The 26,958-nt window shown below is 36.2% G+C and carries 20 protein-coding genes; 13 read left to right on the top strand and 7 right to left on the bottom strand.

Features of this window, described 5'->3' with window-relative positions; genetic code table 11:
• The first annotated feature begins 13 nt into the window (after positions 1-13).
• The gene (locus tag MCY_RS07135; RefSeq protein ID WP_007347699.1) at positions 14-2,038 is read left to right on the top strand and encodes a M3 family metallopeptidase; all 2,025 of its coding nucleotides are present in this window, start codon (positions 14-16) and stop codon (positions 2,036-2,038) included.
• A 163-nt stretch (positions 2,039-2,201) separates the two neighbouring features.
• Here MCY_RS07135 and MCY_RS07130 read toward each other — a convergent pair whose 3' ends face one another.
• Together MCY_RS07130 and MCY_RS07125 are read right to left on the bottom strand one after the other, a co-directional pair.
• Positions 2,202-3,278: an SGNH/GDSL hydrolase family protein gene (locus tag MCY_RS07130; RefSeq protein ID WP_026088043.1), complete on the bottom strand. Its 1,077-nt coding sequence runs from the start codon at positions 3,276-3,278 to the stop codon at positions 2,202-2,204.
• Between the two features lie 14 nt (positions 3,279-3,292).
• Positions 3,293-4,549: a lytic murein transglycosylase gene (locus MCY_RS07125; protein WP_007347697.1), complete on the bottom strand. Its 1,257-nt coding sequence runs from the start codon at positions 4,547-4,549 to the stop codon at positions 3,293-3,295.
• 264 nt (positions 4,550-4,813) lie between these two features.
• Between MCY_RS07125 and MCY_RS07120 the strand changes: the two genes are divergently transcribed.
• Positions 4,814-5,704, top strand: a complete 891-nt coding sequence (locus tag MCY_RS07120; RefSeq protein ID WP_007347696.1) for a UTP--glucose-1-phosphate uridylyltransferase — start codon at positions 4,814-4,816, stop codon at positions 5,702-5,704.
• 39 nt (positions 5,705-5,743) lie between these two features.
• Complete coding sequence (locus MCY_RS07115; RefSeq protein ID WP_007347695.1) at positions 5,744-6,736, top strand: KpsF/GutQ family sugar-phosphate isomerase; 993 nt, start codon at positions 5,744-5,746, stop codon at positions 6,734-6,736.
• A 297-nt stretch (positions 6,737-7,033) separates the two neighbouring features.
• Here MCY_RS07115 and omp10 read toward each other — a convergent pair whose 3' ends face one another.
• Complete coding sequence (omp10, locus tag MCY_RS07110; protein ID WP_007347694.1) at positions 7,034-7,393, bottom strand: outer membrane lipoprotein Omp10; 360 nt, start codon at positions 7,391-7,393, stop codon at positions 7,034-7,036.
• A 254-nt stretch (positions 7,394-7,647) separates the two neighbouring features.
• On the opposite strand from omp10, the gene MCY_RS07105 reads away from it, so the two are divergent.
• The 3 genes from MCY_RS07105 to guaB all read left to right on the top strand — a co-directional run bounded on the left by MCY_RS07105 (position 7,648) and on the right by guaB (position 12,719).
• Complete coding sequence (locus MCY_RS07105) at positions 7,648-9,033, top strand: sigma-54-dependent transcriptional regulator (protein WP_007347693.1); 1,386 nt, start codon at positions 7,648-7,650, stop codon at positions 9,031-9,033.
• A gap of 455 nt (positions 9,034-9,488) precedes the next feature.
• Positions 9,489-11,060, top strand: a complete 1,572-nt coding sequence (locus tag MCY_RS07100) for a phospholipase D family protein (protein WP_007347692.1) — start codon at positions 9,489-9,491, stop codon at positions 11,058-11,060.
• A gap of 159 nt (positions 11,061-11,219) precedes the next feature.
• Entirely contained in the window at positions 11,220-12,719 is a 1,500-nt protein-coding gene (gene guaB, locus MCY_RS07095; RefSeq protein ID WP_007347691.1) for an IMP dehydrogenase, read from the top strand.
• A 175-nt stretch (positions 12,720-12,894) separates the two neighbouring features.
• On the opposite strand, the gene MCY_RS09655 is transcribed toward guaB, so the two are convergent.
• A complete protein-coding gene (locus tag MCY_RS09655) occupies positions 12,895-13,041 on the bottom strand; it encodes a hypothetical protein (protein ID WP_007347690.1) in 147 nt (48 codons plus the stop codon).
• 496 nt (positions 13,042-13,537) lie between these two features.
• Between MCY_RS09655 and MCY_RS07090 the strand changes: the two genes are divergently transcribed.
• The 7 genes from MCY_RS07090 (at position 13,538) to MCY_RS07060 (ending at position 22,492) form a co-directional block, all read left to right on the top strand.
• A complete protein-coding gene (locus tag MCY_RS07090) occupies positions 13,538-14,824 on the top strand; it encodes an RsmB/NOP family class I SAM-dependent RNA methyltransferase (RefSeq protein WP_007347689.1) in 1,287 nt (428 codons plus the stop codon).
• A gap of 132 nt (positions 14,825-14,956) precedes the next feature.
• Positions 14,957-16,513: a glutamine-hydrolyzing GMP synthase gene (guaA, locus tag MCY_RS07085; RefSeq protein WP_026088044.1), complete on the top strand. Its 1,557-nt coding sequence runs from the start codon at positions 14,957-14,959 to the stop codon at positions 16,511-16,513.
• Positions 16,514-16,721: 208 nt separating this feature from the next.
• Positions 16,722-17,444, top strand: a complete 723-nt coding sequence (locus tag MCY_RS07080) for a glycerophosphodiester phosphodiesterase (RefSeq protein WP_007347687.1) — start codon at positions 16,722-16,724, stop codon at positions 17,442-17,444.
• An 823-nt stretch (positions 17,445-18,267) separates the two neighbouring features.
• Positions 18,268-19,602, top strand: coding sequence for a sn-glycerol-3-phosphate ABC transporter substrate-binding protein UgpB (gene ugpB / locus MCY_RS07075; RefSeq protein ID WP_007347686.1), 1,335 nt, complete (start codon positions 18,268-18,270; stop codon positions 19,600-19,602).
• Positions 19,603-19,697: 95 nt separating this feature from the next.
• Positions 19,698-20,582, top strand: coding sequence for a sn-glycerol-3-phosphate ABC transporter permease UgpA (gene ugpA, locus MCY_RS07070; RefSeq protein WP_007347685.1), 885 nt, complete (start codon positions 19,698-19,700; stop codon positions 20,580-20,582).
• 9 nt (positions 20,583-20,591) lie between these two features.
• Positions 20,592-21,443 carry a sn-glycerol-3-phosphate ABC transporter permease UgpE gene (ugpE, locus tag MCY_RS07065; RefSeq protein WP_007347684.1) on the top strand — a complete coding sequence of 284 codons (852 nt, stop codon included), beginning with the start codon at positions 20,592-20,594 and terminating at the stop codon, positions 21,441-21,443.
• A 2-nt stretch (positions 21,444-21,445) separates the two neighbouring features.
• Positions 21,446-22,492 (top strand): sn-glycerol-3-phosphate import ATP-binding protein UgpC, encoded by a 1,047-nt coding sequence (locus MCY_RS07060; protein ID WP_007347683.1) that lies wholly within the window; start codon positions 21,446-21,448, stop codon positions 22,490-22,492.
• 1,594 nt (positions 22,493-24,086) lie between these two features.
• Here the strand turns inward: MCY_RS07060 and MCY_RS07055 are convergent.
• Genes MCY_RS07055 through MCY_RS07045 form a run of 3 tightly spaced genes read right to left on the bottom strand, consistent with a single transcriptional unit; the run spans position 24,087 to position 26,639 of the window.
• Positions 24,087-25,004 (bottom strand): metal ABC transporter solute-binding protein, Zn/Mn family, encoded by a 918-nt coding sequence (locus tag MCY_RS07055; RefSeq protein ID WP_007347681.1) that lies wholly within the window; start codon positions 25,002-25,004, stop codon positions 24,087-24,089.
• 9 nt (positions 25,005-25,013) lie between these two features.
• On the bottom strand, positions 25,014-25,883 hold the full coding sequence (locus MCY_RS07050; protein WP_007347680.1) for a metal ABC transporter permease: 870 nt from the start codon (positions 25,881-25,883) through the stop codon (positions 25,014-25,016).
• Between the two features lie 3 nt (positions 25,884-25,886).
• Positions 25,887-26,639: an ABC transporter ATP-binding protein gene (locus tag MCY_RS07045; RefSeq protein WP_007347679.1), complete on the bottom strand. Its 753-nt coding sequence runs from the start codon at positions 26,637-26,639 to the stop codon at positions 25,887-25,889.
• Positions 26,640-26,958: the final 319 nt, after the last annotated feature.

Here is a 26,958-nt window from a genome sequence, read left to right as displayed (position 1 = left end):
GACATAAAATATTATGACAAAAGAGGCAGTGCTGGACTGGAAGGGCTTTTCAGGTCTTCCTGATTTTTCTTCTATAAGTGATGAAGATTTTAAACCAGCTTTTGAACAGGCCTTTCAAGAAGCTGAAGAAGAGCTAGAAGTGATTGCGATAGCGCAAGAACCACCAACGCTTGAGAATTTTTTGCAACCTTTTGAGCTTTGTGGTCGAATGCTTAATCGTGTCTGTTCAATATTTTTCTTGCGCACTAGTGCTCATACGAATGCATTGATTCAACAGTTAGAACAAGAGTTCGTTGTAAAACTTTCCCGTTATTCTTCAAAAATGATGATGGATGCGCGGATATTTGCGAAAATAGATGAGCTTTATAAACAGTCGCAACAGGGTATATTTGAGAGTGAAACAACACGTGTTCTTGAATTATGGTGGAAAAAGTTTGTTTGTCATGGTGCGAAATTAGATGAAAAATCTAAGAAACGGCTTGTGGAAATTAATGAAAGGCTTGCTTTTTTAAATGCTACTTTTGGGCAAAATGTCTTAAACGATGAAGCTGAATGGATTTTATTTTTAAAACGAACAGATTTATCTGGTTTGCCGGAAGATCTTATTGCTTCAATGAAGGCGATTGCGCGCGAAAGAGGCAATGAAGAAGCTTATGCATTAACATTAATACGCTCAATTATTGAACCTTTTTTAAAATTCTCTGATCGTCGTGATTTGCGTGAGGTTGCATTTCAGGCATGGGTTAAACGTGGTGAAAATAATAATAAGAACGATAATCGAACAATTATTTTAGAGATTGTTGCCCTTCGAGATGAGCAAGCTAAATTATTGGGCTATAAGTCTTTTGCAGATTTAAAACTCGATAATACCATGGCTAAAAGTGTTGATTCAGTTATGGATTTGCTTATGCCTGTATGGGAGCGAGCAAGAGCAAAGGCTTCTGCTGAACAAATTGAATTACAAAATTTTGCCAACAATCAAGGAAGCAATGAATCTTTAACTGCTTCGGATTGGCGTTATTATGCTGAAAAACTTCGCACCGAAAAATTTTCTTTTGATGACGCTGAACTTAAATATTATTTTCAGCTTGATCGCATAATTAAAGCAGCTTTTGGAGTAGCAGAAAAACTCTTTGGCATTACCTTTGAAGAAAAAAATGCTGTTGCACTCTGGCATTCTGATGCGCGTTTGTGGGAAGTAAAGAAATCTGATGGAAGCTTGCTTGGGCTTTTTATTGGTGATTATTTTGCACGCTCTTCAAAACGTTCTGGTGCATGGATGAGCCAATTGCAATCGCAGTCTAAGTTAAATGGCGGGCAAAAACCTATTATCTATAATATTTGTAATTTTGCTAAACCTTCTAAAGGGGAGATTGCGCTTTTATCCCTTGATGATGCACGTACACTTTTCCATGAATTTGGGCATGCATTGCATGGTTTGCTTTCTGATGTAACATGGCCGTCTGTAGCGGGAACATCTGTTTCACGTGATTTTGTTGAACTTCCTTCTCAACTTTATGAACATTGGTTAACCGTACCAGAGATATTAAAATCGTATGCTATCCATACAAAAACAGGTCTTCCTATGCCACAAGAGTTGATAGATAAAATTTTGGCGGCACAGACATTTAATGCTGGATTTTTCGCGGTGGAGTTTATCTCATCAGCTTTGGTAGATATGGCTTTTCACCAAGGAGAAACAGTAACTGATCCAACAATTTTTGAACATAAAGAATTGGAAAAGTTGCAAATGCCTGATACAATTATTATGCGTCATCGTCCTCCACATTTTATGCATGTGTTTTCAGGGGATGGTTATGCTGCTGGTTATTATTCTTATATGTGGTCAGAAGTGCTAGGTGCTGATGCTTTTCAAGCATTTGAAGAAAAAGGTGATGCTTTTAATTCAGAGCTTGCTGATCTTTTAAAGCGTTTTATTTATTCTGCTGGGGGAAGCCGCGATCCAGAGGAACTATATAAAGCTTTTCGGGGACGGATGCCTTTACCAGAAGCAATGATTAATGAACGTGGATTGTGAGATATAACGGTATGGGTTAGCACAATCTCTTTTCATGTTCCTGAAAGGATAGCGTTACAATTTATGCAAATCTTTTCTTCATGATAGGATGTAAATAGTATTTTTATATTATTCGCTTCCTCTTTATGAGGGAAAATTAGATTTTTTATTTTAAACAGGACATTCATGGGAAAGAAAAATTATCAGCTCGGTCTTTTTGATACCCATTGAGGGGAAACCATGATTTTTCTATAAAACTTGATTTTCTTTTGCCTAACAGATGAGTGTTTTGTTGTGCCATGTTATCGAGGCTTATTGGAGGTTGACGTATAATATTACTCGGCTCTTGATTTTTTGATTTTTGTATAAGTTTTTGAATAACTTGATCGGTTGAATGTGGATCTTCGTGAGAAAAGGTATGAAAATTTAAAATATTTTTCAATGGTTTTTGTAAATAAGAGACAAGTTTTTCTTTTCCTTCAGGGGTGAAATGCATGCCATTATTGGTGCGTAATTTGACTATTTCTCCATTAATACCATAGCCTGAAAAAGAAAAATTTCCTTCTTTGTCACTAAAGCCATTCCAAATGTCGAGAAAATATCCTCCTGCTGTTTCTGTTTCTTGTTTGTAGAGTGCATTAAAAACTTTCATTTTTTGTGTCAAAAGATCACTTCTAAAGGCGGGTTGACCTATCCATATCCATGATTTTCCAGAGGTCTGAAGATTTTCAGCAATTTCAATAATTCTTTGTTTGTAAATGCGCACCCATTCTGATTGATTTGTATTAATCATGCTATCAGAGTTTTTGATTGTTTGATTATCATTTGCACCGATCATCATGATAATAACATCAGGGTTATTTTGATCAATGAGTTTAGAAATGTTGTTTTGCCAAGAATAATAATCAGTTCGAACTAAGCCGGAAGCGGGTTTTGTTTTATTTATGATAATAATATCCCTATTATTCGTAAAAAACTTTTTAAGTGCATCGGCAACAGCATAAGCTATAAAATCCCCTATGACAAGAATACGCTTTGCATTCTCGTTTTTTAGCTTTTGTGCGCTTTTTTGTGTTACAATCTTTTTTTGTAGCTTATCTGTTTTTTGTTTTATAATTTGTGGTGGTTGCTGTACCTGTTTGTTATGTTGTGACAACCATTTGAAGAAGTTTGTTGCTTTACTTGGGGATGGTTGTATGATCGCCACAATAAAAAATGAAAAGAATAGGAACATCAAATATAGCCGGCGAAAAAGAGACAAAACCTTACTCTCCATTATTGTTTGCGAAGGAGAAGAAGCACTTGAGATGATGGATATCCATTTGCTTTTAGACCGTGACGCAGTTGAAAAGCTTTAATTGCTTTACGAGAGGCTGTTCCAATTTTTCCATCAACATTCCCTTTATAATAACCCAGTGCACTTAAGTGAGATTGTAGTTCTTTACATTCTTGAAAAGTAAGCGGTTGAAAAGGTCTTTGCCAATCATGCACCAGTCCGGGATTTCCAGCAATGCGATCAGCAAGAAGGGAAACAGCAAGAGCATAACGATCTGCATTATTATAACGTTTTAAAACAAAGAAATTTTTTGTTACTAAAAATATAGGTCCTTTTGTTCCATCTGGATATTTTAACGTTGCTTGCTCAGTTAATGTAGGAAGAGGATGCCCATTTGCGTGTTTTACACCTAATTTTTTCCATTGTTCAAAGGAGTGCCAGCCTTCAGGAAGGCTTTTCCCCTGTGGTACTTTTACCTCTATTCCCCAAATAAGATTAGGTTTCCAGCCATTTTTGTGGAGAAGATTAGCAGCAGTAGCCAGAGCATCTGGAACAGAGTTCCATATATCACGCCGTCCATCTTGGTCCATATCAACAGCATAGACGAGATAACTGCTTGGAATAAATTGTGTATGTCCCAATGCACCAGCCCAAGATCCAGTGAGTTGAGAGCGTTTAATTTCGCCACTTTGTAGAATTTTCAAAGCAGCAATCAGTTGTGTATGTGCATATTTTGCACGTTTTTTATCAGCATAGGCTAGAGTTGCGAGTGAGCGAATGGTATCACGCAGGGCATTTTTATTGGTTAAAACTTTCCCATAGTTGCTTTCCATTGACCAAATAGCAAGCAGGATATTTCGGTCAACACCAAAACGTTTTTCAATTTGAAGGAGCCATTTATTCCATTTTTGAGTTTGACGCCGCCCTTCTATAATTGCAATATCATGAACACGATTATCAAAGTAATTCCATGAAGGAGCGATAAATTCCGGTTGGTATGCGGCGCTTTTTAAAACTCCTGGATCAATAGTATTAATGCCTTTAAAAGCCATATGAAACGTAGAGGGACTAATATTGTGAGCAATAGCTGTTTGTTTAAACTCTTTAATCCAGTGTTTAAATCCGCTATCAGCATACGCAAAGGGTGCAAAAAACATAAAAAAAGCAGATAAAAAAACGACGAAACCAGTGATAAGCGTTCTCTGATTTATCGACTTCTCTAAAAAAGAGAAAGTCTTCAATTCTGTTTTTTGCATTTTAAATCCCCATTAATATTCAATTTATTAGATGTGCAATAACTTTCTTTATTGTATATTTAGTTTTATCAATAATATGATCAAGAAGAGGAGAAAACTGGAACAAATTCATTTTAATTCTTTCAATAAATTCTCCTATCTTCTTTTTTACATTTTTGATTGCCTATTATGATGATAATCAAAATAATAAGATATCTTTTTTACTATTTTGTAAAAACATGTGATAAATAAAAAGGTTATATGAATTCATTGAGGAGGGTGAGTGTGCGTAAAATTCGAAAAGCAGTCTTTCCTGTTGCAGGTCTTGGTACCCGTTTTCTTCCTGCAACAAAAACGATTCCTAAAGAAATGCTAACAGTTGTTGATAAACCTGTTATTCAATATGTTGTGGATGAGGCACGAGAGGCTGGTATTGAGCATTTTATTTTTGTGACTGGACGCAACAAAGCAGTTATTGAAGATTATTTTGATGCGCAAGTTGAATTATATACGACGCTTGCTGAGTGTGGAAGGAAAGAAGATCTTGCGCACTTATACCGTTTACAGCTGTTGCCAGGAACAACTTCCTTCACACGGCAACAGCGACCTTTGGGATTAGGGCATGCTCTTTGGTGTGCGCGTGAATTAGTTGCAGAGGAACCTTTTGCTTTGTTATTACCCGATATGTTGATACAAACGAAAAAGGGGTGCCTTTCTGAGATGATGAGCCTTTATGAAAAGGTGGGTGGGGGGAATATTATAGCAGTTCAGGAGTGCGATCCCATAGATACCCATAAATATGGTATTGTTGGGAAAGGCAAACAGATTGCAAATGGTTTTGAAATTACAAGAATGGTAGAGAAACCAGTGCAAGGAACGGCACCGTCAAATTTGTACATCATTGGACGTTATATTTTACAGCCAGAAATTTTTAATATTCTTTCCACTCAAGAACGAGGAGCAGGAAATGAAATTCAATTAACAGATGCTATGATACGGCTTTCAAACGAACAGGGTTTTTGGGGTTTGCAATTAGAGGGGCGCATTTTTGATTGCGGTTCTAAAGCCGGTTTTATTGAAGCTAATGTTGCATTTTCTTTGGCACGCGCTGATATGCACAGCTACGTTTCTGCCTCATTGAAAAATTTACTGGAAACTATTCAAGTTGAAAAATGATGTAGATCTCCCATTTAATTTTATTGATCGAATTTGATTATGACAATACCATCTCCTCATCTGGCTTTGCAAGGTGCTGTTGCATCGGCGCTTAAGACACTTGCGAGTGAAAAGCAAGGACTTAAAGCCCTTGAAGTAGCCCTCCTTGGAAGTCTTTCTTCTTCTTTTGAAACGGCTGTTCAAACTATTAGAAATGCCCGTGGACATGTGGTTATTACTGGCCTTGGGAAAAGTGGTCATATAGGGACAAAAATTGCAGCAACTCTAGCTTCAACTGGAACGCCTGCCTTTTTTGTTCATGCTGCAGAAGCCAATCATGGTGATCTTGGTATGATTGGATCTGATGATGTTATTCTTGCTTTATCATGGTCTGGTGAAACGCAAGAGTTAAGTGGCATTATGAGTTATGCTGCACGTTTTCGTATCCCCCTTATTGCAATGACATCAAGTGAGCACTCTGTGTTAGGACGACAAGCTGATATTGTTCTATTATTACCAAAGATAGAAGAAGCTTGCCCTCATGGTTTAGCTCCTACAACGTCAACAATTATGCAATTGGCAATGGGGGATGCATTAGCGGTTTCTCTTTTAGAAATGCGTGGTTTTACGGCAACGGATTTCAAAATATATCATCCTGGTGGTTCTCTTGGTGCAAGCCTTAAATATGTGTGTGATATTATGCATGAGGGTGATAGTATTCCTTTAGTTATGCAGGGAACAACTATGACTGAAGCTATGGATGTTTTGGTAAAAAAACATTTTGGCTGTGTTGGTGTTGTGAATCAAGAAGGTGAACTCATCGGAATTGTGACCGATGGTGATCTTGCACGTAACATTCATTTTAATTTATCAAAATTTAATGTTGACGAGGTGATGACCAAAGCTCCTAAAGTTGTAAAGCCAAATACACTTGTTGGTGCAGCAACAGCTTTTATTAATGATCATCATATTGGTGCATTTTTCGTGGTTGAAGATAAGAAGCCAGTAGGGATTGTTCATTTTCATGATTTGTTGCGCATTGGTGCCGCTTAGATTAAAGTTCTCTATCAAATAAAATGTTCTTTTAGATTAAAAGTGCTTGAAAATAATGCAACGTCACAGTTTGATTGTAAAGTAGCTTTGCGGATATTTCATAAAAGGAAATGATTATTTTACACATTTTATAATGTTTAAAAAATTTTACATATAAAGCATTGTATTAGTCTCTTTACGTATTTTAAAGAGGATTTTCTATCAGGAGGAGAAATAGCCACCTCCTGTTTAATGTATGTACTTCTTTCTATTTCTTAAGAGGATTTTTGACTTTATATTGTGTTTAAAATATTTTGTTTAAAACTTTCGCTTAAGAAAAAATTGTGTTCCTGTGTGTGAGGTGCAGAGAAGTTGTGTTTCATCATATGACATTGCGCAATTGACTCTAGAGATTGTTCCACGGAGAATAGAGCGTATTTCAATTTCTATATTTTGAGCATTGAGATAATTATACACTCCTTCTGATAGTTTTTCTTTTGTATCTGCTGCATACGTTTCAAAAACACCATTGTGGAAAGAAGAAACAATACCGTTTTCATCGATCCATTTTCCATCAATTCCAGTTGGCATATTGAGGTTATAATGTTGTGAAAAGTTACAGGCACTTAATAGCAAAGCGGTGATTGTAAGACATAAAATATGATAAGTATGTTTCATTTATTTCACTCTATATTAGATTATTTTGCTCTCAAGTTTTTATAACATTATTAAATTACACTATGAGTCAATATGAAAAATTTGATGAAAATCAATGAAAAAGCAAAAAAATGGAAAAAAATGCCTTAATGTTGTATTTAATTAACAGCTTGATGAGGTTCATAAGCAAAATACAAGAGGTGAAATATTTTTTATGGTTTACAATAGTTTTTACCTTAAGCCGCTGAATAGTCTCAAAGGAGATTATTGACATTATGGTTGGTCCCATTCTTGTTGCGAGTGAAGATTATGGAAGGCGTATAGAGCTTTCTGCTATGCTTCGCGGTTTTGGTTATCGTGTCATTGAAGCAGAAAATGGTTTCCGTACGATTGATCTTTTACACAGGCGTAAAAACATTGTGCTTGCACTCCTTGATATCGTGATGAGTGATTTGAGTGTAAGTGATTTGATTAAAATGATTAGAGTTGCTGGTGTTTCTGTTCCTATTATTGTTATAGCACAACAGGAGAATCAGACTTTACTTCAGAGAGCTTTAGCCGCTGGGGCTATTGATTATTGGATTCAACCAGTAACATTATTACGAGTAAGAGTTACTTTGGATATTCTTGCTCTTATTTCTGCCTTGGAGCATGAGGTGCGAGCTATTCGGCGAAAAAAAGAGAATCATTTACGTTTTTCTGACCTTTGCATAAAAAGTAGAGCTATGCAGATAGTTTTAGAGCAATCAAGAAAAGCAGCGACTTCTTTACAAAATCTTTTGATAGAGGGTGAAGTTGGAACAGGACGTGAGACATTAGCTCGGATTATTCATCATGAGGGTTTATTCTCGGAGGGCGTTTTTATTCGCTTTCAATGTTCAGCCATCATTGATCCAGAAGAAGAAAATCAGCAGTGGTTTAAAGAATTTCTACCATTGGTTTCTTCGCTTGAAAAAGGAACACTTTGCCTTTGTGATATTGATCGGCTTGAACCCATACAGCAAAAACGGTTTGCTCATTATCTTAAAGAAAGGGAAAGGGATACAAAAGGAGAGCTTTTTCCTTTTCGGATCATTGCTATTTCAACATCGCGTTTAAAGGACCTGGTTAAAGAAAACTTCTTTTTACATAGTTTATTTGAACAATTTTCTCATTTGTCTATTAGCGTTCCTGCTTTACGAGAATTAAGGGATGATTTTCCAGAGATCACTCAATATTTGATTAATCGCATTATAGCAGAAACAGGACGATCACATGTTCATGGTTTAGCAGGATCGGCTCTTTCCTTGCTTATGCAGTATGATTGGCCTGGTAATAGAAATGAGCTTGAAAATTTTTTATTTCGTGCGATTTTACTCAGTGAAGGGCCATTATTAACTGTTCGAGATTTTCCCCAATTAATGGGAAGCTCATTAATGAATGTTCCCAATATCATTGAAGGCAATATGCAAGAAAATAATGAACGAGAGTCTTTACAATTTTTGAATGCAGATGGACATGTGCGTACTTTTGCAGAGATGGAACATGATATTATCGAGAAAGCAATTAAACATTATAAAGGACATATGAGTGAGATTGCGCGCCGCCTTCATATCGGTCGTTCTACACTTTATAGAAAAATGGAAGAATTGAGAGCAGTCAGAAATCAAGAACGAAAGTAAGGTTCATAACCAATCTTTTTTCATGAAAAGCATGACTTTCAAAAAAATAGAAAGGGCTTTATGATAAAGTCCAAAGAGGGGAAAACTTAATAAAACGATCATTTATTGTAAAGTTTATGTATTGAGGATCATGTTGTAGGTTTAAATCAAGCATAAATTTTATTTGATTGTTTTATTATTTGTTTCGATTTAACAGTTTATTATTTAAGTTTATATTTATTAAATTTGAGAGGCATTTTTAAAGATTTTAAATTAAATTTTTAAGTATTGCAGCTAAAATTTTTTCATTATGGATATTAATTTATACTATTGCTTAAGCAAAAAGTGGCATTTTATCTGCTAAACGATTAAATAAAATAATTAGTTTTAGCATTGTTGAATGATTAGTTTCAGTATTATTGTTTGTATCACTGGTGATTCAATAGTTTAAAATAAACATAGAAAGTTTATCCTCTTTGACTCTTTTACAGATTATTATTGGTTTTGTCCTCTTTTTTTTTATTGCATCTATGTTGGCAATCTATACATATGGGCGTTTTATGAAAAGTGCTAGGGGGCAGTGTTCATATGCATTGCCTATTCAGAAAGATGAAACTAAGCTTGATCGTATCGTTAGTCAATTAGCTGAAGAAGAAAATGGATTAGGGGTTGATAAAGATGCCCTATCCCTCATCATCAGTAATTTGGATGCATTTTGTGTACGTGCGGTAGGGGCTGCAGAGGCTGGGCGTAGCCTTGATCTGATGTATTATATTTGGGATGATGATTTAACAGGGCGTCTATTATTAAGTGAAATAGTTGAGGCAGCTGATCGGGGTGTTCGGGTACGGCTTCTTTTGGATGATATTAACGCTCAGGCACGTGATCCAGCTTATATTGCGCTCGATAAACATCCTTATATTGAGGTAAGAATGTTTAATCCAGGTCTATCGCGTAAAGGAGGGTTACGCCGTGGTTTAGAAATTATATTGCGGGCAATTATGGTCACACGCAGAATGCATAATAAAGCTTTTATTGTTGATGGTCGGGTTGCTTTTGTAGGAGGGCGTAATCTTGCAGATTCTTATTTTGATGCTGGTGAAGAATCCCATTTTCGAGATTTGGATTTGATGTTAATTGGTCCCTCTGTCAAAAAGGTGGAAAGTATCTTTGATGATTTTTGGAACAGTTCTGTTGTTTTGCCAATTCATACTTTGGTTGTTCCTAAAAGTGCAAGTGATCTTAGCTATTGGAAAGATAAATTACGACAGTTTCGGGATTCGAAAGTTGCAAGAGTTTATTTAAATTATGTCAAAGAGCACATTAACTTTGATTGTTTTATCCAAACAGGAAAGCGGTTATTTTTAGCAGATAAAGTTGTTGTTCTTTCTGATCCTCCAGAAAAAGCATTGCGCAAAGAAGCAAGCAATTGGCTTATGAAGGTGCTCTCAAAGGTTATTGGTAACGCTCAAAAAACGGTTCAAATTACGTCCCCTTATTTTGTTCCTGGTAAGGTTGGTGCGCAGAATTTTAGTGATTTGGTTTCAAAAGGTGTTGATGTCAAAATTCTTACGAATTCCTTAGCGGCTACCGATGTAGCATTGGTGCATGGTGGTTATGTATTGTATCGTAAGGCGCTGTTGAAAAGTGGTGTTAAGCTTTATGAATTAAAAGCGGAAGGCAACACCCATGGGTTACGGTTGTTTCGATCGAGTAAGGCAAGTTTACATACTAAAGCTTTTTTAGTTGATCGTAAAACAGCTTTTATTGGATCTTTAAACTTTGATCCTAGATCGGCAGCATTAAATACCGAGATGGGTATTCTTTTTGAATGTGCTCCCATTACAGCAAGGTTAGATTTGTTGTTTTCTGAAGAAACAACGGAGGAAATGAGTTATCATCTTCGCCTTGGTGATAATGATCGTATTTATTGGGATTTTATTGAAAATAAAAAAAAGTATAGCATTGATTATGAACCAGAAAGCAATTTTTGGCGTCGTGTCTTTGCAAAAATAATAAGTTGGTTGCCAATTGAATCACAATTATAAATTTTTATTAAGTACACTTAAAAAATATTTATTTTTCTTTTCATTTTGTTTGTAGCATGGCATAATTTTTTGCCAATCTACCATGTATGAGAACCGCAGTTGTATTTTAAAGCTCCTTGCGGTGTTTTATTATAATTTTATTATAAAAGGAATTTTGCTATGGCAAAGATTGTTGAAACGGGGACAGGTGAATTGGCATTGACTTTTGATGATGTACTGTTACAGCCCGGTCATTCTCTTGTTATGCCTAGCCAAGTGGATCTCAGTACGCGCATTGCAGCTGATATTAAGCTCAATTTGCCATTGCTTTCTGCTGCAATGGATACGGTAACAGAATCGCGTTTGGCAATTGCTATGGCTCAAGCTGGGGGGCTTGGGGTTATTCATCGTAATATGTCTCCTGCAGAGCAGGCAGAAGAGGTACGCCAGGTAAAAAAGTTTGAATCTGGTATGGTTGTTAATCCAGTTACAATTAGACCAGATGCAACACTTGAAGAAGCGAAAGCTTTGATGCGTTCTCATGGTATTTCAGGCATTCCGGTTGTTGAAAATAGTGTTAAAGGTGGTCCAGCGGGACGGCTTGTTGGCATTCTGACCAATAGAGATGTACGTTTTGCATCGGATCCAAAACAAAAAATTTATGAATTAATGACGCATAAAAATTTGATCACAGTGCGTGAAAGTGTCCAACTCAATGAAGCAAAATATCTTTTACATCATCACCGTATTGAAAAATTATTGGTTGTGGATGAACAAAATCGTTGTGTCGGTTTGATAACAGTTAAGGATATTGAAAAAGCAAAATTAAATCCAAATGCTGCTAAAGATTCTCAAGGGCGCTTACGTGCAGCAGCAGCTAGTAGTGTTGGAAATGATGGGATTGAGCGTGCTGAACGTCTCATTGATGCAGGTGTTGATGTTCTGGTCATTGATACAGCACATGGACATTCTCAACGTGTGTTAGAAACTGTTGAACGAATTAAAAAGATGGCTTTCTCTCCAGCTGTTATTGCTGGGAATGTAGCGACAGCTCAAGCAACGCAGGCATTAATTGACAGTGGTGCAGATGCGGTAAAAGTTGGTATTGGTCCTGGCTCTATTTGCACAACGCGTATTGTTGCTGGTGTCGGTGTCCCTCAACTTGCTGCCATTATGAATGCTGCAGAAGTTGCTGAAAAAGCGGGCATTCCCATAATTGCAGATGGTGGAATCAAAGCATCAGGTGATTTTGCTAAAGCTTTAGCTGGTGGAGCTTGTGCAGCTATGATCGGTTCTCTTTTAGCAGGTACAGAAGAAAGTCCGGGTGAAGTTTATCTTTACCAAGGTCGATCTTTTAAAGCCTATCGCGGTATGGGATCCGTTGGTGCTATGGCACGAGGATCAGCAGATCGCTATTTTCAAGATGACGTTCGTGATGAACTTAAGTTGGTTCCTGAAGGAGTAGAGGGGCAAGTGGCCTATAAGGGTCCTATAGCATCGGTTTTACACCAGCTTGCTGGGGGACTCCGTGCTTCGATGGGATATGTTGGGGCAAAAGATCTCGTAGAGTTTCGTGAAAAAGCAACGTTTGTTCGTATTACGAATGCGGGACTCCATGAAAGCCATACGCATGATGTTTCTATTACACGGGAGAGTCCAAACTATCGGGGTCCAGTTTGAAGGAGTAAGAGCTTGGCGTCAGATCGCATATATCTAATCTCCTACAAACAAAGAAGAGGGACTGATCTTTTTTCTATCTGTGATTTGGGTAATAATATCTGAAGGAAAGAATTAGAGGTCAAAACTCTAATTCTTTCTGTTAAGGCTATGTAAGATGAATTATATAAAGTTAGAATTAACCTTTTGTTGTCTTGCGTTCCGTCTTTGACGCACGTTGGCGAGTGTTTGTCTGATCACTTTGGACGGATTTCTTTCCATTGTTTGAGGGCATTGTATTATGACGGCTTTTAGATGAAGTTGTTTTTCCATTATTATAAGTCATTATTTTCTCCTTTTAAATTGTCTGGCAGTTGCCAGTGTAATAAAAACGGCCATGCCAAATAGTGGTTCCAAGCATTTTCTAAAAAGTTAATTTTTTGTTGAGAATAAGATGATCCTGTCTCATCTTATTAGAAGCTTTTTCTATTTTTTCGGAGGGATAACATTTTTAAAATGGAAGAGATTTAATTTTTCCTGTTGTTTATATAAGTCGATAAAATTCCATTTTATACAATAATTAAAGAGTTTGTTTTTTTAATGCATGGCGGAAAGAGGTTATTTATGGATGATAGCGTATCTTTTAGTGTAAAAGGATTTCATGTATTTTAGAAAGATAAAAAGCCAATGGACAGAAAATGAAAGAAAAAATCTAGATACATTAAATTGGATCTTATAAAGAATATACTCAGATTATTTTAAAAGTGAATGTAAATTTTTGGTAGCTTTGAACAGGTTTCATTGGCAGTAATAAGATAATATTATTTTAATAGGAGAAATGAATGCGATTAGGTGGGCGGTTGCAAGCAGCAATAGATGTTCTCAAAGAGATAGAAATGAGGCATCGCCCAGTAGGAGAAACTTTAAAGGATTGGGGGCTTTCTCATCGCTTTGCTGGAGCAGGTGATCGTGCAGCTATTGGTACAATCGTTTATGATGTTTTAAGACGACGATATTCTTTACAATGGCGTATGGAGAGTGATGATGTTCGGGATATTGTTTTTGCTACCTTATTAGATACTGGAAAAATGACATTGGAGCAAATTGACAGTGCGTTAGAAGGAGATCGTTTTGCTCCGCAGTTATTAGCAGATAAACAGCGCCAATCGTGGCAAAAGAGGCGATTAGTGGATGCTCCAGACTATATTCGCGGTGATATTCCTCAATGGTGTCAAGCACATCTTTGTCCTTTATTTGGTGATAATTGGATCACTGAAGCTGCTGCGTTAGCAACGCGTCCTTCTTTAGATTTACGGGTGAATAGTCTAAAGGCAACACCAGAAAAGGTGCTGAAAGAGTTAGCAAAGACCAAACTTCAGTCTTTTCCATGGTTTCGGCAAGCTTTAAGAGTTGCCCCGATTAAAAAATTTGATCGCCATCCCAATGTTCAAGCGGAAATAGCTTTTCAAAAAGGGCACTTTGAAATACAGGATTTAGGATCTCAAATTGTTGCTCATCTTGTGGAAGCACAAGAAAGTATGCAAGTATTGGATTATTGCGCAGGAGCTGGTGGAAAGACTTTAGCTTTAGCTTCCGATATGGACAATCGTGGGCAAATTTATGCTTATGATTCTGATAAAGGGCGCCTAGCCCCTATTTTTGATCGTCTTCGACGTGCTGGTGTTCGCAATGTACAAATACGAGCGCAAAGAGAAGAATTGAAGCCATTAATAGGCCAGATGGATAGAATTCTACTCGATGCACCCTGTAGTGGGACAGGAACATGGCGTCGTCGTCCAGATGCGAAATGGCGTTTAACATTAGAGCAGGTCAGACAACGCCAAAAAGAACAGAGGGTTATTTTGAATGAAGCGATAGATTATCTTAAGCCGAATGGGCGCTTAGTCTATATTACCTGTTCTCTTCTTGTAGATGAAAATGAGGAACAAATTTCCCATTTTCTTCAACGGTATTCTCATTTTTATCCTATAGATATATCGGCACTTTGGCAGAAACATTTTAGTTTTTCTCCTATGCAACCAGTCTTTTCAAATTATGGACTGACTTTATCGCCCGCAACAACACAAACAGATGGTTTCTTTTTATCTGTGTTGCAAAAAAAACATTAATTCATATTTTTGCATTTTTTATCATAAATTTTACGAGAATAATCTTTTTCCTAAGAAAACAGTCTTGTGCAAAGAGAAAGATTGAATCATAACTCTCATAAATTCTTTTTTACAATTGTTGATTGGTTTTCTATGAACATATCATATCCAGACACTATCCTTATTATTGACTTTGGTTCACAAGTAACACAACTTGTTGCACGACGGGTGCGAGCAATGGGGGTATATTGTGAAATTGTTCCTTTTCAATTGGCTTTAGATGCTGTGCGTCGCATAAATCCTAAAGCTGTTATTTTATCAGGTAGTCCTTATTCCGTTATAGATGAAGATTCACCACGTGCTCCAATGGAAATTTTTGAATCTGGTATTCCTGTTCTTGGTATTTGCTACGGCGAACAAGTCATGTGTGTTCAGCTTGGAGGGAAGGTTGAAGCAGGACATGAGCGTGAATTTGGGCGCGCTTTTTTGGAAGTGCAAGAAGAGAGTGCACTTTTTGATGGAGTATGGGAAAAAGGTTCTTGTTATCAAGTATGGATGAGTCATGGTGATCGTGTGGCAGCTTTACCAGAAGGTTTTCGTGTCATAGGCACCTCAAAAGGTGCTCCCTATGCGGCTATTGCAGATGAAAAAAGACATTTTTATGCGGTACAGTTTCATCCTGAAGTTATCCATACACCGGATGGTACAAAACTTTTGCAAAATTTTATTTATAAAATCTCTGCTATTAAAAGCAATTGGTCAATGGCCTCTTATCGTGAGCAGGCAATTGCGACAATACGACAAAAAGTTGGGAAAAGTCGTGTGATTTGTGGTCTTTCAGGGGGAGTAGATTCATCTGTTGTAGCGGTGCTCCTTCATGAAGCCATAGGAGATCAATTGACATGCATTTTGGTTGATCATGGATTAATGCGTAAGAATGAAGCTCAGGAAGTTCTTACATTATTCCGCGATCACTATAACATAGAGCTGATTCACGTTAATGCTGCTGATATATTTCTTCATGCTTTAGAAGGTGAGACAGATCCAGAAAAAAAACGCAAAATAATTGGTTGCCTTTTTATTGATGTTTTTGAAAGAGAGACGAAAAAAATAGGAGGTGCAGAGTTTTTAGCACAAGGAACACTTTATCCAGATGTTATTGAGAGTGTATCGGCTATTGGTGAATCGATAACCATTAAAAGCCATCATAATGTGGGCGGGTTACCAGAACAGATGAATATGAAACTTGTAGAACCGTTGCGTGAGCTTTTTAAGGATGAGGTTCGCTCTTTAGGACGAGAGTTAGGGTTGCCGGAGCAGTTTATTGGTCGTCATCCTTTTCCAGGTCCTGGTCTTGCAATTCGGTGTCCAGGTGCTGTAACACGTGAAAAATTAGAAATTTTACGTGAAGCAGATGCCATTTATCTTGAGGAAATCCGTAAGGCTGGTCTTTATGATGAAATTTGGCAAGCTTTTGCTATTCTTCTTCCCGTTCAAACCGTTGGTGTTATGGGGGATGGTCGTACTTATGAATTTGTTTGTGCTCTTCGTGCTGTCACATCTGTAGATGGAATGACTGCTGATTTTTATCCCTATGATATGGCATTTTTAAGTAAGACAGCAGCACGTATTATTAACGAAGTTAGAGGAATTAATCGTGTTGTCTATGATGTAACCTCAAAGCCTCCTGGTACCATTGAATGGGAATAATGGAAATGAAGGATAAGCTTTTTAATGATAAAATATGATTGAAGAATTGATATTCAGGAAAGTGTATAAAAAGTCTGAAAAAATAATTGTGCACGTTTATTAGAGGATATAAGTCCTTTATCTGAGCATCTGTCCGCTAATATCATTTAGAGCCAACGTCATTTAAAATTGACCAATATCATTTAAGACTAAGAAGTGTGAAATTTGCATGTATGAGAAAAAAATTATTGCACACCGTGGGGGCGCTCATCTTTATCCTGAAAATACTCTTTCGGCATTTAATAATGCTATAGCGTTAAATGTTAATGAAATTGAATGCGATGTTCATTTACTAAAAAGCGGTGAAGTGGTTGTCTTTCATGATTTCCGTTTAGATCAATTGGTTGGCAAAAAAGGATATATTCATGATATTGATAATGAAACACGCAAACAACTTTGCGTGAAAGGAAGTCGAGAGGCCCCCCCCTTATTAGAAGAAGTGCTTGATCTTTTAACATCCACTAATGTTGCATTGCATCTTGAAATCAAAACATGTGGTGAAGTAGAGCGTGAAACAATATTATCCCAAAAAGCGCTTGCGCTCATAAAAAGCCGAAACTTATCAGAACGGGTTTCTGCCATTAGTTTTGATCCTTTGGTCCTTCGTCCTTTTATTGAATCAGGCATACCATCTGGTCCTTGTGTTGATAATTTTGAAGGTGATATGTACCGTCATTTTTTTGAATGGAAACAATTGGGTTATTCTGATTTAAGTTTAGATGGTTCCATTGTTTCACAGGATTTTATTGAAGCAGCTCTTGAAGCTGATTTTACTGTAGGGGTATGGACGATTAACGGAAAAGCTCGGCTATCACATTGGCTTGATATGCCTGTACATTATATTACGACAGATCAACCTGATCTTGCATTGCAATTGCGTGCACAAAGGTAAAAAAGATATATCTTACTAAGAGAAGATCCCATATCTTTATCAAGTCAACTTAATGGGAGAGAATAAGAAGTATTTTTTTACACGTAATAACACATCAATTTATTAATGATAATTCAACGTTTTTCATATTAAATGAGAGATCTTAACATGTAAAATTTTCTTATTTCAAATCTTTTTATAATGCATTAGCCTAAATCGTTTGTTCGTGCATTACAAGCAGGCTTAGGGTGTGGATAAAAATCTTTTGAGAAAAGAATGAAAATATCCATTGAAGCGCATTTCAAATGGAAGGTTTTTTAAAGTATAATAGTTCTGTTGTGCACTTTTATGAAATGTGAAAATGGTGGCAATACAAAAAATCTTATTCACTTAGAGAGGGAGCTTTGACGTTTTTATTTTATAGAAGCTATCATGAAATGGCTGTTAATATATTGAAAAATTTTTTATAGCTCTTCGTTCATTCAGTATCAGTATAATATTAAGGTTTTAAGACAAATAAAGGAAGACTAAACAACTCTTTTTTTAAATAAATTCAGATATTACAAGAGTAGATTGAATGACATTGGTGACCTATAGCTTTGTACGTCTGACCTTTCTTATTTAAACTCTTTTATTTTTTCAAATATTTACAAACGAGTGTCTCATTAAGCTATAAGAAAGCTTATAAAAGAAAACGAATAAATCTAAACAAATTTATTTGACCTTTTGGTGGTTCCTGTTTAAATGAATGTATTTCTGAAATAAAACTATCGTAGCATGTTCATATTTCATACTATAGATTTTAGGGGTAGTTTGTATTCCATCACTTCAGAAAGGGTGAGTCATGAGATGTTTTTATCTTTCCATAGCGGCTGTGGTCGTTATCATAATGACAATAGCAGGAATAACATCAAGTTTCGCACAGACAAAAATCAGCTTTTGGCATTCTATGAGTGGTGAACTAGGAAAGCAAACTGAAAGTCTCATTAATGATTTTAATGCCAGTCAATCTGAATATAAAGTTATTCCTTCATTTCGTGGTGAATATGAAGAAGGGTTAATTTCACTCATTGCTGCATTTCGTGGAAAGAAACAGCCAGTCCTCGCCCAAATTTATGACGTTGGTACTGGAACTATGATGGCTACGAAAGGTGCGATCTATCCATTTTATCAACTTATGATTGACACAAAACAAGAATTCGATTTTACAGATTATTTTCCTGCTATTAGTAGTTATTACTCTGATGAACAGGGGCGTATGGTCTCTATGCCATTCAATATTTCAACACCCATCCTTTATTATAATAAAGATATCTTTAAAAAAGCAGGGCTTGATCCAGAACATCCTCCTAAAACGTGGCAAGATATAGAAGATTTTTCCAAAAAAATTCTTGAGACTAAAGCAGCAACATGTGGCTTTACAATGGCTTATGCTGCTCAATGGATTGGTATAGAGAATTTTTCAGCGTTGCATAATGTTCCTTTTGGAACGAAGGAAAATGGCTTTAAAGGACTTGATTCAGAACTTACATTTAATGGGCCTTTACAAGTGCGTATGTGGACTGATTTGAAAAGGTGGTCTGATCAAGGTGTTTTCCGCTATGGTGGTCCTGCGGGCGCATTAGATTCAGCACCAATGTTTATGGCACAAAATTGTGCAATTTTTATGCAGTCTTCAGGATCACATGCTGGAATTGTTTCTGAAGCTCAGTTTAATGTGGGTGTTGGTATGCTACCGTACTATCAAGATGCGGAAGGAGCACCACAAAATTCAGTTATTGGGGGAGCTTCTATTTGGGCCTTTAAGGGTCATACTCCAAAGGAATATGCTGGAGCAGCAGCTTTTCTCAAGTTTCTTTCAAAAACAGAAAATCAAGTAAAATGGCATCAGGAAACAGGTTACTTCCCAACGACAAGAGCAACTTATGAATTGAGTAAAAAACAACATTTCTATGAAAAAACACCAGGTGTTGATATTGCTATTAAACAGATCAATCTTAATCCGCCAACAATGAACTCAAAAGGGATAAGATTTGGTAATTTACCACAAATACGTACCATTCTTGATCAAGAATTTGAAGCTGTTCTTAGTGGTTCAAAAACACCGAAAGATGGTTTAGATGAGGCTGTTGAGCGTGGAAATAAACTCTTGCGTGAATTTGAGAAATCCAATCATTAATTTCATTTTATCGTTAAACATCAAAGACTCAACAAAAACAGTTGAGTCCTTTTTGTTTTCTTTTTTAAAGTCTCTACATTTAAAGAGCCCTACGAATGCAAGAAAAACACGCATATTTTAAAAGCAATCTCCTTTCTTACGGACTGCTTTTTCCTCAGCTCCTTGTGACTTTTTTGTTTTTCTTTTGGCCTGCTGCACAAGCAATAAAATCATCCTTTGAACGTGAAGATCCTTTTGGCTTTACAACAACTTTTATTGGTCTTGAAAATTATCTAACCGTTCTTTCTGATCCTACTTATCGGCAGTCACTTCTTATAACTGCAGTATTTTCTATCTCTGTTACTGTTGTTTCAATGATAATATCACTTCTTTTAGCCGTTTGTGTTGATCGTGTCGTCTGTGCAAAAAAGGCTTATACAATGCTTTTGCTTTGGCCTTATGCTGTTGCTCCAGTATTGTCTGGTATATTATGGTTGTTTATCTTTCATCCCACTATTGGGATTATCCCTTTTCTTCTCGAAAAAATAGGGGTGCTATGGAATTATCGTGTTAATGGTACTCAAGCGATGATTCTTATTGTCATTGCGGCTAGTTGGAAACAGATTTCTTATAATTTCCTCTTTTTTCTTACAGGTCTTCAGTCTGTTCCGCTTTCTCAAATAGAAGCAGCAGCCATTGATGGTGCTGGTCCTTTTAAACGATTTTGGACTGTTGTTTTTCCGCAAATTTCACCAACGACATTCTTCCTTCTTATTGTCAATATTAATTATGTTATGTTTGATACTTTTGGTATTATTGATAATACAACTTTTGGAGGTCCTGCGCGTGCAACAAATATCCTTGTCTATAAAGTATATGATGATAGCTTTAGAAATCAAATAATCGGTGCATCAGCAGCACAATCAACAATATTGATGTTTATGGTTATTGTCTTAACGTTTATCCAGTTTCGCTGGATTGAGCGTCGTGTACAATATTAGGAAAAAAATATGGTTGAAAATCGCCCTGTTTTGAAATTTCTAACCCATATTACTCTCATTGTTGGCATTATCATTATTTGTTTTCCAGTTTATGTTGCTATCATTGCATCAACGCATAGTTCAGCAGTATTTAACTCAGGAACACTTCCTCTTTTACCTGGGCAATATGCTTTGGAAAATTATAAAATAATCTTTGGTAATGGCCTTTCACAGCATGGTTTGCCTAATCTTTGGCCACTTTTAATGAATTCACTTATTATGGCTTTGGGGATTAGTATTGGAAAAATTATTATTTCACTTTTGTCTGCTTATGCAATTGTCTATATGCGTTTTCCTTTCCGAAAAATCGCTTTTGTTCTTATTTTTGTTACATTGATGCTTCCTGTTGAAGTGCGTATTCTTCCAACTTATATGGTTGTTGCAAAATTGGGGATGATCGATACCTATAGTGGAATGATTATTCCACTTATTGCATCTGCTACCGCTACATTTTTATTTCGTCAGTTTTTTTTGACTGTTCCAGATGAACTTTTAGAGGCGGCACGTATTGATGGTGCAGGACCATTTAAATTTTTTAAGGATATTCTTCTTCCGCTTAGTAAAAGCAATATTGCTGCTTTATTTATCATTATGTTCATTTATGGATGGATACAATATCTCTGGCCTCTTATCATCACAACGGATCAAAATCATCAAACGATTCTGATTATTTTAAAACAGCTTATTGTCGAATCACTTCAACATGATCCTCAATGGAATATACTTATGGCAGTATCGGTCGTTGCTATGGTACCACCTGTTCTTGTTGTTATCTTCATGCAGCGGCTTTTTATCAAAGGCCTTATTGAAACGGAGAAGTAATTGTGGCCATAATCCAGTTGTCAAATATAAAAAAACGGTATGATGATGGCATTCTGGTCATTGATGATTTAAATTTAACTGTTGCTGATAAAGAACTTCTTGTTCTTGTTGGACCTTCAGGGTGTGGAAAATCAACCTTGTTACGTATTATTGCAGGACTTGAACAAGTTACTTCAGGTGAACTGTGTATTGATAACGAGCGTATCAATGATCGTGAACCAGCTGATCGTGATATTGCTATGGTTTTTCAAAATTATGCTCTTTATCCCCATATGACAGTTCGTGGAAACTTAGAATATGGTCTTAAAAATCGTAAAACTCCTAAAGAAGAAATTAAAAAACGCATTGCACATGCTGCAAAACTTTTGGAGATAGAACCATTTCTTGATCGTAAACCACGACAATTATCAGGAGGACAACGCCAGCGTGTTGCAATGGGGCGTGTGATTGTACGTCAACCACGTGTTTTTCTCTTTGATGAACCTCTTTCAAATCTTGATGCAAAATTACGAGCGCAAATGTGTATTGAGATAAAAACGTTACAGCGTTCATTAGGAACAACCAGCCTCTATGTTACCCATGATCAACTAGAAGCCATGACATTAGCCGATAGAATAGTCGTTTTGAACAAAGGAGCTATCGAGCAAATTGGAACACCAATGGAAATTTACGATACTCCAGCAACCATATTTGTTGCCGATTTTATTGGTTCTCCTCCTATGAATTTTCTTGATCGTCATGTCCTAGAACAATATTTAGGGTATTCACTTTCTTATGGTAAAGAAACGGATTTTTTAGCTTTCAGACCTGAAATAATCTTATTAGGTGAACATCCAGATAAAGGACCTGTCTTTCATACACAAATTGAGCTTATCAAGCCTGTCGGAACAGGTTGTCATGTTTTAACGCGTTGGAGTGATATCATTTTTACAATTGAAATAAGAGAACGTCTTACAAGAGAGTATGGTCAAAAACTAAGTTTCACTGTTACTTATCAGGATTTTCATACTTTTAACAAAAACACTGGAAAGCGCACAAGTAATAAGTAAACATTGATTGATATGATAAGGCTTTTTTTTATGCTGCATCATAATAATGTGGCAATTTTGCTTTTTTTGATTACATTCACAAAAACAAAGTATAACCAATGAGATTAAAAACAAAAAATTTTAGTAATGATTCATTACCACATAATACCGAGAATACTGAAAAACTCATATAATAAATTTTGCATTCTCAGGATTTGTAAGAAGAATATTATTTTAAAGTATAGTTCTTTTTATTGTAGAAAAACATCAATAGATAATAATCATTTATTAACCATAATTTTACTCATTTGAAAAGATTCTTTATGTAATAGTGTGTATATCTTATAAAGAATGAATAAGAAAAATGGAGAGAAGATTATTTACAGATGATGGCATTATACCCCTATATCTAACTTTGATCCATTATATAAAAGAGCCTATTTTATCTAAAAATACAACGCTGTTTTAGATAGTCTGAACAAGAATCGGTGCGCATTCTACTTTACCCGCCGACCATAGGATTTAGAATGGTTTCAGAGCTCTTATAATAAGGGGTATCTGTTGTTTCTACCAATCATATAAATTAGAATACAATCTATGAGGATATATACATCAAATTCTATTTTATGTAAATCACTATAGAGTTCTCAGCGACCGTGAATAGTAACAGTAAATCCAGTGGCACTTCCATCTTTATGTTATGCTTGTAGAGGAGCAAGCGGGCACTATCATTACATTTTCAGCCCCCAATGTTGTGAGAGTCCTTACATTAAGACGATTTATAAGAGCCATTTTTACTCCTTTCTTGTACAAATTCCATCTACACACTTACTCCGTTTATGATGAGCAAGTGAGAGGTTTTGATTGATTCAAGACAAACAGATTTGAAATGAAAAAATCTGACGATATTCGGGGGTCTAATTCAATATGAATAATGTTATATTATCTTTATAAATCAATATATCATTGCGTAACGATTTAAGTCTATTGCAAAAAAATGATTGCGAGATAAAAGATGCACTTATTCTAGAATTTCCATTACATTTAATAGTACAGGAAGGTGAAATTTTGTTGAAACATCCTATCAGCTTTTCATATTCTTGAGTTAAAAATTGTTTATGGATCATCTTTAAACCGCTCTTTATGAATATGATATAAAAGATTGGAGTAAGCATCTAATAAAAACAAACAGAGACAAAGCTAGCTGCGCTGTCCTTATTATTTTGCAAAGTATTTTAAAAAATTAGTATATCTCCTCACTATATTGCTAGTCTATCTGTATCCTTATAATCTTATAAGGTTGCTTATCTCATAAAGTCAATATTTTTTGTGGTATGTCTCCAATGGTACGACAGTTATTGACTTTTTTCCAGTGTTGAGAGTTATCATAAAAGAAGCTTTGAAAAATAAATAATAATGCGGATGGTTTGGGCATCATGAGTCAATAAATCCATTTATAACTTTATCTACTTCAGCATCCTTTAGGTATAGATTTTATCTCTAAAATCAATTCTTCTATAAATGTCATCAATCATGGGGCGTAAATATCATCGGTCATATAATTGTAGAGCTATGGCTATATGAACTCTTTCTTCTCTCTTTCATAGAAGATTTTTTAATGTTTCGTGATAGCATCAATGATGGTATTCACATTATGTTCCATCATATCAAGATAAGTTGCTGCAGGGCCATTTTCATTGGATAATGCGTCAGAATAAAGTGTTCCCCCAATTTTTAAATCTGTTTCTTTTGAAATTTGTTTTATAAGACGGGGATTAGAGATATTCTCAACGAATAGGGCAGCTGCTTTCTTGGTTTTAATTTGTTTGATAAGTTTGGCTACATCGGCTGCAGTTGCTTCTGCTTCTGTTGAAGCACGTTGGGGAGCAAGGATAGTAAAGCCATATTCTTTGGCAAAATAACCAAAGGCATCATGAGATGTGATAATGATACGTTTATCTTTAGGGATAGTAGCAATTTTTGTTTTCAGAGCGTTTTGTGTTGCTTTAAGCTTTTGGATATAGGCTTCGGCATTTTTATTGTAGCACGTACAGGCTTGTGGATCAACTTTACAAAAAGCCTCCGCGATATTCTTCACATAGATTTCGACATTGGGAATTGTTTGCCAAGCGTGTGGATCAATAACGCTATGGTGGTGATGGGCTTCATGTTCTTGTTTTTTCATTTCGAGAGGGGGAACGTTAGCACTGACTTTAACAAGAAGTGCTTTTGTACCGCTTGCTGTGATGAGGCGGTCAATGAATCCCTCTAAATGAAGTCCGTTGATAAAAATAATTTGAGCATTTCTAAGAGCTTGAGCATCATGAGGAGTAGGTTCATAAGTGTGGGTATTCGCATTGGGGCCTACAAAAGTGGTCATAGAGATATGGTTATCTCCCACATTTTTTATTAAATCTGCGAGAATAGAAAAGCTTGCAACAACTTTGATTTTATTGTGTGCAGAAGCAGAAAATGGAGAAATGGCAAGCAATAAAGCTCCAAGAAGAGCAAATTTTTGAGTAAACTTAGACACATTTTTTCCTTAAAATGAGGAGGTATAAAAGAGGTGGGGAAACCAAGTGACAATAAACCCGCGCGGACTTATCAAGCAGGAAACAAGATAAATAAACCCTGCGGCAATGATGATAGCAGGGCCAGAGGGAAGTGATAGATGAAAAGAAAGCAGGAGACCACATATGCTAGAAATGATTCCAAAAAGAGCGGAAAGCACGCAAATAGGTCCTAGCCGTGAAAACCAAAAACGGGCTGTAATAGCTGGAATCATCATAATACCAACGGAAAGTAATGTTCCTAATGATTGAAATCCTCCAACCAGATTCAACACGACAAGCCCAAGTAATGAAATATGAATATATTTGCTTAATGGAGAAAGTGATTTAAAAAAAAGCGGATCAAAGCTTTCTAAAACGAGTGCACGCCAAAAAATAACGAGGCAACACAGCGTGATCAGCATTATGGTGGTGATCAACCAAAGAGTTTGCGTATCAAGTGCAAGAACCGATCCGAATAAGAGATGAAGCAGCTCAATTGTTGAGTTTTTCAGTGAGATAATAATCACACCTGCTGCGAGTGCAATAAGATAAAAGACGGTCATTGATGCATCTTCTTTCTGAAAACTATTTCGTGAAATTAAAATGGTTGCTAAAGCAACGATGATGCCAGCGAAGATACCGCCAAGAGTCATAGATATAAGGGAGAAACCGCAAATCAAAAAAGCAGTTGCAACACCAGGAAGAATGGCATGAGAGATAGCATCTCCCGTCAAACTCATTCCACGGAGCATCAAAAATACACCAACGGGACAAGCACTAATAGACAAAAGAATAGAACCAATAAGAGCATTTTGCATAAAGTGGAAATCAACAAAGGGGGCAAGAAAAAATGTATACACGTACTATAACCTAAGACAAAGAGAATCATTGGTGAAAAGGTGACTCTTTTGTGCGCTAATACACGAAAGATTGGATGTAAAGGGGGGCATAATGTGGTGAATGGTATTATCTAGAAACAGCGTTGTTTGTCCATACAAGGCATTTTGTTGATTAATTTGGATCATTTGGGGAAAAAATTCTTGTACGATGAAAGGATCGTGGAGTGCTGTGAGAACTGTCCGTCCTTGTTGTTGCCAGTGTGTGATCAGTGTAAGAAGGTCTTTTTGGGTATTACGATCTACGCCATTGAAAGGTTCATCAAGCAAAATGATGTCAGCGTCTTGTATAATGATACGTGCAAAAAGAGCGCGTTGTAATTGCCCATTTGATAATGTTTCAAGCGAATGGGTGGCGAGTTCTGTGAGCCCAACCATTTCAAGTGTATTCTGAATCTTAGAGTCATAAGGGCGTTGGTTTTTCCACAATCCACAAAAAGACCACAGGCCTGTTTTTACAAGCGTTTGTACATCAATTGGAAATGTTGGATCTATATCACATTGCTGAGCAAGATAAGCAATGCGGCTTTTTTTTGGTTTTGTAATTTTTCCTTTAAGAGGTTTAATCAATCCAGCGATGGCTTTTAGCAGCGTTGATTTTCCAGCACCATTCTCACCTATTATTGCTACCAATGAACCAGCTTTTAATTTTGCTGAAAAGCTTCTTATTGCTATTCTATTCCTGTAGCCCAATGTTATCTTATTGAAATGCAGATCCATAATTTATACTATCGTTATTAATCACCTCGGACACTATGTAATAATATAACATTTGTCAATAAAATGTTATATTATTACGTTTATTTTAAATGCTAAATATTTTAGCGGGAAGATCGTGGAAAATTCAAAATAATGTTTGAATTATCCTTGACGAAATAGAGAGAGTATATACTATATATAGTATTAAAATGATTGGTGATTCTAAATAAGCACAAGAGAGGGTGTTAGTGTGTTTCGTTTGGTATCTAAGTTATTTCCATAATGTAAATATAAAGGGTTGTTGAGCAAGGGTATAACCGTGTGCTTGCTGAATTGTCTC

Origin of the sequence: Bartonella rattimassiliensis 15908, assembly GCF_000278215.1 — a bacterium.
In the GTDB taxonomy this organism is placed as follows: domain Bacteria; phylum Pseudomonadota; class Alphaproteobacteria; order Rhizobiales; family Rhizobiaceae; genus Bartonella; species Bartonella rattimassiliensis.
Note: the sequence above shows the minus strand (reverse complement) of the source record. Positions and strands in the feature narration are given on the sequence as shown.